Genomic DNA, 344 nt, shown 5'->3' with positions numbered 1-344 from the left:
ACTTGCATGTGTTAAGCAGACCGCCAGCGTTCATCCTGAGCCAGGATCAAACTCTCCATTTTGAAGAATCTGTTGTTTTGGCTCTAAAACTTGTTTCTCAAAGTTTTAGAATTTCTTGCTTTCTCAGAAAGTTTGTGTTAAACTCCCTGATTAAGAATCAATTCTTTAATAACGAGATAAAGAATGTTTTAACTTGGCTTTCAAACTCTTTAGTTGTCCAGGTTCGGTGTGTCTTTTGTTTTTCGACACTTTTATAAATCTATCAGTCTTTCCCAAGGTTGTCAACCCTTTTGGGAAAAAAAGTTTTCGCCTCTTCAAATTCACCTTTTCATCCCCTTTCCAGT

At 36.6% G+C, this 344-nt stretch carries 1 rRNA gene; it reads right to left on the bottom strand.

Annotation, left to right across the window (positions count from 1 at the left end):
• Positions 1-62 (bottom strand): 16S ribosomal RNA (locus PL9631_RS25930); the annotation flags it as partial.
• Positions 63-344: the final 282 nt, after the last annotated feature.

Origin of the sequence: Planktothrix paucivesiculata PCC 9631 (genome assembly GCF_900009265.2) — a bacterium.
In the GTDB taxonomy this organism is placed as follows: Bacteria; Cyanobacteriota; Cyanobacteriia; order Cyanobacteriales; family Microcoleaceae; genus Planktothrix; species Planktothrix paucivesiculata.
This window is presented reverse-complemented; position numbering and strand designations above follow the sequence as displayed.